The organism is Aeromicrobium sp., assembly GCF_050700635.1.
In the GTDB taxonomy this organism is placed as follows: Bacteria; Actinomycetota; Actinomycetes; order Propionibacteriales; family Nocardioidaceae; genus Aeromicrobium.
The window spans coordinates 1-5,179 of the sequence record NZ_JBOHDT010000189.1; the positions used below are offsets into that span (position 1 = coordinate 1).

Genomic DNA, 5,179 nt, shown 5'->3' on the forward strand with positions numbered 1-5,179 from the left:
ACGTCGACCCTCAAGACGTTCTCACCGAGCTCGATCGGCCCCGGCATGAACTGGATCGAACGCGACGTCACCGAGGGACTCGACCCGGATGCTGCGGACGTGAGCCGGTAGGAACGGGTCGTCCATCGCGGCACGCCGTCGAGGCTGAACGTGATCTGGGCCTTGCCGTCGGCGCCGGTGGTCGCCGTGCTGTCGACCGACACCCAGGACGAGCCGCTCAGGCGCTGGAGCTTGATCACGCGCCCCTGCTGGGCTGGTTCGAGCTCTCCGTAGGCTGTGGCGGTCATCGCGCAGTGATTGCTGTTGTTGCAGTCTCGCTGGATGCTCAGCGTCACCTCGGGAGTCGGAGTGACGGTGTCGACCTCGGTGCGCTTGCCCGTGCTGGCGAGAGCGAAGACCTTCCTCGAGCCGGTGACCTCGAAGTCGTGGAAGTACGCGTTGCCAGAAGTGTTGGTCCTGTCGACACCGATGGACGACCACACCCCCGGCGTCTTCTCCTCGTACAGCGTCACGTCGAACGTGCCGGACGGGAAGTTCGCGAGGAAGTAGACGGTGTCCCCGTTCTTCGCGGTTGCCGGGTTCATCGTGAGCGTCCCGCCGACCGTGAAGTTGGTAGGAACGATCACGGTCGGTGTCAGCGTCAGCTCCTGGGTCACCCCACCGTCGGGAGTGCGGGCAAACACCTTCTGCTCCGCATCCACCGTCACCGGCTCGAAATAGGAGTTGCCGTACTGGTTCGCGACGTCGGTGCCCAGCGAGGTGTAGTCCTTGGACCCGGGCGAGGTCTCCTTGAAGAACTCGACGATCTCCGTCGCCTGGTCGGAGGGGAAGTTCGCCATCAGCTCGATCTGCTGACCCGCCGTGAACGTGCCCGGCGTCGCCTTCAACACACCGGTCACAGGGCCTTCGTAGGGCACGGCCGACGCCGGGGAACCGGCGATCAAGGCGGACGCCATCAGCGCCAACGTCACGACAACGACAGGGGAACGACGCACGGTAGTGCTCCCTATGGAATCTGAGTGAATCCCCCGTCGCTCACAGAGTAGGGCTGCAATTCCGTCTCGTCCGGCGAATCAGAAAGTCCTGACGGAGTGGACACAACACCCGGCAGAGCTCAGAAGACCCGCTCGAAGCACCGCGAGTAGGTGACCGCCTCGTAGGTCGGGAAGACGTCGATCGGTGTGTATCCGTGTCGCTGGTAGAAGCGCAGAGCGGCGAGCTGGCGGTCGCCGGTGTGGATCACGACCCGCGGCACTCCCTCGTCGCGAGCGCGTTGCTCGACGGCTTCCAGCAAGGCATCCGCGACGCCACTCCCCGAGCGTCCGGCTCGACGAACATCCGCTTGATCTCGAGCTCACCGGCCATGACGCCACCGAGTCGACGCAGGCACGCGTGTCCGACCGGACGGTCGTCGTCGTAGGCCACCATCGGTGACGAGCACCGACGCCGGATCGAGCTCCTCGGAGCCGAGGCGGTGGACGGACGCAGGGTCGAAGACAAGAGCTCGTCGCCGTAGGCCACCTGCGCGGCCCCTGAGCGCGACGGCGTCGGGATGGTCGAACGGGACGCGCTCGAGTATCAACCGACGACGACCTCGACGCGCTGGAACTCCTTGAGGTCGGTGTAGCCGGTGGTCGCGAGCGCGCGGCGGAGCGCTCCGATGAGGTTCATCGTTCCGTCCGGCACTGACGAGGGCCCGAAGAGCACCGCGTCCAGCGTTCCGACGGTGCCGATCTCGACCCGCTCGCCCCGCGGCAGCTCGGGGTGCCAGGCTTCGGCGCCCCAGTGGAAGCCGCGCCCGGGTGCCTCGACGGCCCGCGCGAACGGCGAGCCGATCATGACGGCGTCCGCGCCGCAGGCGATGGCCTTCGCGATGTCACCGCTACGGCCGATCGAGCCGTCGGCGATGACGTGGACGTACCGCCCGCCGGACTCGTCGAGGTAGTCGCGTCGGGCCGCGGCGACATCGGCCACCGCCGAAGCCATCGGCACCGCCACCCCGAGCACCGAACGGGTGGTGTGCGCTGCTCCCCCGCCGAAACCGACCAGCACTCCGGCGGCGCCGGTGCGCATGAGGTGGAGGGCCGCCTGATGGGTGGCACAACCTCCCACGATGACGGGGACGTCGAGCTCGTAGATGAACTCCTTGAGGTTCAGCGGCTCGGTCTGGCCCGAGACGTGCTCGGCCGAGACCGTGGTGCCGCGGATGACGAAGAGGTCGACGCCGGCATCGACCACGACGTCGGCGAACTGCTTGGTGCGCTGCGGCGAGAGAGCCCCCGCCACGGTGACGCCCGCGTCGCGCATCTGCTGGAGACGAGCCGTGATGAGCTCAGGCTTGATCGGCTCGGCGTACACCTCCTGCAATCGCCGGGTGGCCTGCGGAGCGTCGATGGACGCCAGGTCGACGAGCAGCTTGTCGGGGTTCTCGTAGCGCGTCCAGAGACCTTCGAGGTCGAGGACGCCGAGCCCACCATGGCGTCCGAGGGCGATGGCGGTCTCCGGGCTCATGACCGAGTCCATCGGGGCGGCCACGACCGGCAGCTCGAAGCGGTACGCGTCAATCTGCCAGGCCGTCGAGACCTCCTCGGGGTCGCGCGTACGCCGGCTGGGCACGATGGCGATGTCGTCGAAGGAGTAGGCGCGGCGGCCGCGCTTGGCCGTGCCGATCTCGGTGTCCATGCGCTCAGGGTACGCAACCATCCGGGGCGATCAGGCGCTTGTGGGTGAGCCGCACCACTCGCTCACCAAGTGGACAGAGGTGACGACCGATGGAAGGATTCCCACCCAAGAGGGTGGATTTCGGCGGCTATGGGCCGCCCTGAGCAGGAAGTTTTCGGTACCAACATGCGCAAAGACCGCTTCGCCCCTGATCCGGAGACGATTGCGCGACTCAAGGAGCTGTCGGGCTTCAGCGACCAAGAGGTGAAGCAGGTCGCCGAGGCCGGCCGCCTCGTGCACCTGCCCGACAGCTGGTCGCTCATCCTGGAGAAGACTCCTGCCGACGCCGCCTACTACATCCTCGAGGGCGAGGTCTCGGTCCGTCACAACAAGGAGGAGGTCGCCACGATGGGTGCCGGCACCTTCATCGGTGAGGCCGCCGTCATGAACCACCAGCTGCGCTCCGCCGCGGTCGTCACCAAGACCGCGGTCACCGCGCTCAACTTCACTCCCGAGGCCGGCAGAGCGCTGGCCAACAGCATTCCCGCGATCCGCGAGGCATTCGAGGCCACGGAGAAGATGCGACTCGAGGCCGCCGGCGGCGAATGACGGCCGACGAGCCCGGGTTCGATCCTGGCGACGTCATCCGTGCGATCACTGAGCTGATGCTCGGTGAGGCGCCGCACCTGAAGCGCGCCGACGTCTCTGAGCTGTCGGGCGTCAATCCCGACATCGCTCGCCAACGATGGCGAGCACTCGGTTTTCCCGAGGCCGATGACGACGACGCCGCGTTCACCGAGGCCGATGTCGAGGCACTCCGTCTGACCCAGGAGCTGATCGAGCTCGGCGTGATCGAGCCCGACACCGAGCAGGCGTTCATCCGGACCATCGGCCGGTCCTTCGCCCGTCTCGCAGAGTGGCAGGTTCGTGCCTTCCTCGGCTCCATGGGAGCCGGATCCCAGGAGGATGTCGCCGCGGGCGATCTCGATGAGCTCGAGAAAGTCGTCCCGCTCGGGGAGCAGGTGCAGGCGTACGTATGGCGCCGGCACCTGATCAACGCGGCGAGCCGGCTGCTGCTGACCGACTCCGCCGACGTCGATGCGTCGCCGATGTGCGTCGGGTTCGCCGACATCGTGGGTTACACGTCCCGCAGCCGCAAGATGAGCCGTCGGGAGCTGACCGACATGGTCGAACGGTTCGACGAGGTCGCCGCCGGTCTGATCACCGACCACCACGGGCACGTGGTCAAGACGATCGGCGACGAGGTGCTGTTCGTCGTCGACGACCCCAAGCAGGCCGCGCTCCTCGCGCTGGCGCTGCTGGACGAGCACGAAGCGGATGGGACGTTCCCAGAGGTCCGCATCGGCCTGGCCCACGGCAACGTCCTGAACCACATGGGGGACGTGTTCGGCCCCGTCGTCAACGTCGCGTCACGTCTCACGTCGGTGGCTCGGCCTGGCAGCGCCGTCGTCGACCGCGAGATGGCCGAGCACCTGCGCGACGACGACGACCTGCGTCTCAAGCGAATGCGGCGGACGTCGGTGAAGGGCTACGAGCACCTCGAGCCGTGGTCGCTGAAGCGTCCCCGCGAGAAGCGCGACCCAGCCGGCTAGACACCGCTCGACGTGGTTCGAACGGGTCATGTGCGGCGGTTCACCCGGTCCTACGTTGAAGGCATGAGAATCTGGCCCGCTGCCGGACCTGTCGGAGTCCTCCTCGTGGAGTCGCGGGCGTTCGTCCACACGCCGAGCCTGACCAAGGCGCAGCAGAACGCGCCGAGTGCATCCACCATCGACTACATCCACGACAACACCGTCGGCCTCTTGATCGGGTCCGGCGTCACTTTCCTCGGGATGGCCTGCATCGTCGTCTTCGTCGCCGGATTCGCTGACCACCTGTGGAGAACAACCTCTGGAAGAGTTCCGGTCCTCGTCATGGCGGTCGGCGTCGCAGTGACGGCCGCCGCAGTGCTCGTCGGATACGGCCTTCAGGTGGTTTTGGCGGCAGCGGCCGAAGAGTCGAGCCCGAGCACTGTTGCAGCGGTGTACATCATTCAGGACAGCCTGGGGTACATCGGGTGGACGGCCATGGGGCTGGTCTCCGGTGCCACCGCGGCCGTCTACCTGCGCGCGGACCTGGGATCGCGGTGGATCGGATGGTTCAGCCTCGCGGTCACCATCATCCTCGCCCTCGCCGCCTTCGCTCCGTTCCTCAGCTGGTTCCCGGCGTTGCTCTGGGTCCTGGTGGTCGGCCTGGGGTTGACCCTCTCCAAGAACGCGCCAGAAACGAGTCCGGCCGAGGACTAGCGCGAGCTGTAGTTGGGGGCCTCGGCGGTCATCTGGATGTCGTGCGGGTGGCTCTCCTTGAGGCCAGCCACCGTGATGCGGACGAACCGGCCGCGTTCCTGCAGCTCGGGAATCGTCTTCGCGCCGACGTAGAACATCGACTGGTGCAGGCCGCCGATGAGCTGGTGGGCGACGGCGCCGAGCGGGCCGCGGTAGGCGACCTGACCCTCGAT

Annotated in this window: 7 protein-coding genes and 1 pseudogene; 3 read left to right on the forward strand and 5 right to left on the reverse strand. The window is 67.2% G+C overall.

Annotated features, from left to right (window positions below; genetic code table 11):
* The 4 genes and pseudogenes from ACRDPN_RS14895 to ACRDPN_RS14910 all read right to left on the reverse strand — a co-directional run.
* The coding region (locus ACRDPN_RS14895) for a hypothetical protein (protein WP_431449466.1) at positions 1–995 on the reverse strand (995 nt) is incomplete at its 3' end.
* Between the two features lie 119 nt (positions 996–1,114).
* Complete coding sequence (locus ACRDPN_RS14900; RefSeq protein ID WP_431449472.1) at positions 1,115–1,243, reverse strand: hypothetical protein; 129 nt, start codon at positions 1,241–1,243, stop codon at positions 1,115–1,117.
* A pseudogene (locus ACRDPN_RS14905) lies at positions 1,244–1,428 on the reverse strand (GNAT family N-acetyltransferase); the annotation flags it as partial.
* Between the two features lie 150 nt (positions 1,429–1,578).
* Positions 1,579–2,682, reverse strand: a complete 1,104-nt coding sequence (locus tag ACRDPN_RS14910) for a GuaB3 family IMP dehydrogenase-related protein (RefSeq protein ID WP_431449467.1) — start codon at positions 2,680–2,682, stop codon at positions 1,579–1,581.
* A 165-nt stretch (positions 2,683–2,847) separates the two neighbouring features.
* Between ACRDPN_RS14910 and ACRDPN_RS14915 the strand changes: the two genes are divergently transcribed.
* The 3 genes from ACRDPN_RS14915 to ACRDPN_RS14925 all read left to right on the forward strand — a co-directional run bounded on the left by ACRDPN_RS14915 (position 2,848) and on the right by ACRDPN_RS14925 (position 4,967).
* Positions 2,848–3,270 (forward strand): cyclic nucleotide-binding domain-containing protein, encoded by a 423-nt coding sequence (locus ACRDPN_RS14915; RefSeq protein WP_431449468.1) that lies wholly within the window; start codon positions 2,848–2,850, stop codon positions 3,268–3,270.
* The gene (locus ACRDPN_RS14920; RefSeq protein WP_431449469.1) at positions 3,267–4,274 is read left to right on the forward strand and encodes an adenylate/guanylate cyclase domain-containing protein; all 1,008 of its coding nucleotides are present in this window, start codon (positions 3,267–3,269) and stop codon (positions 4,272–4,274) included. Before ACRDPN_RS14915 ends, ACRDPN_RS14920 begins: the two co-directional genes overlap by 4 nt.
* A gap of 63 nt (positions 4,275–4,337) precedes the next feature.
* Positions 4,338–4,967 (forward strand): hypothetical protein, encoded by a 630-nt coding sequence (locus ACRDPN_RS14925; protein ID WP_431449470.1) that lies wholly within the window; start codon positions 4,338–4,340, stop codon positions 4,965–4,967.
* On the opposite strand, the gene ACRDPN_RS14930 is transcribed toward ACRDPN_RS14925, so the two are convergent.
* A partial coding sequence (locus ACRDPN_RS14930; protein ID WP_431449471.1) for an IMP dehydrogenase occupies positions 4,964–5,179 on the reverse strand: 216 nt, incomplete at its 5' end. The two genes, ACRDPN_RS14925 and ACRDPN_RS14930, sit on opposite strands and share 4 nt — an antisense overlap.

Excerpts from the sequence above, each read along its gene's own strand:
- ACRDPN_RS14925 (WP_431449470.1), top strand. The coding sequence starts at position 4,338 with ATGAGAATCTGGCCCGCTGCCGGACCTGTCGGAGTCCTCCTCGTGGAG.
- ACRDPN_RS14920 (WP_431449469.1), top strand. The coding sequence starts at position 3,267 with ATGACGGCCGACGAGCCCGGGTTCGATCCTGGCGACGTCATCCGTGCG.
- ACRDPN_RS14915 (WP_431449468.1), top strand. The coding sequence starts at position 2,848 with ATGCGCAAAGACCGCTTCGCCCCTGATCCGGAGACGATTGCGCGACTC.
- ACRDPN_RS14910 (WP_431449467.1), bottom strand. The coding sequence starts at position 2,682 with ATGGACACCGAGATCGGCACGGCCAAGCGCGGCCGCCGCGCCTACTCC.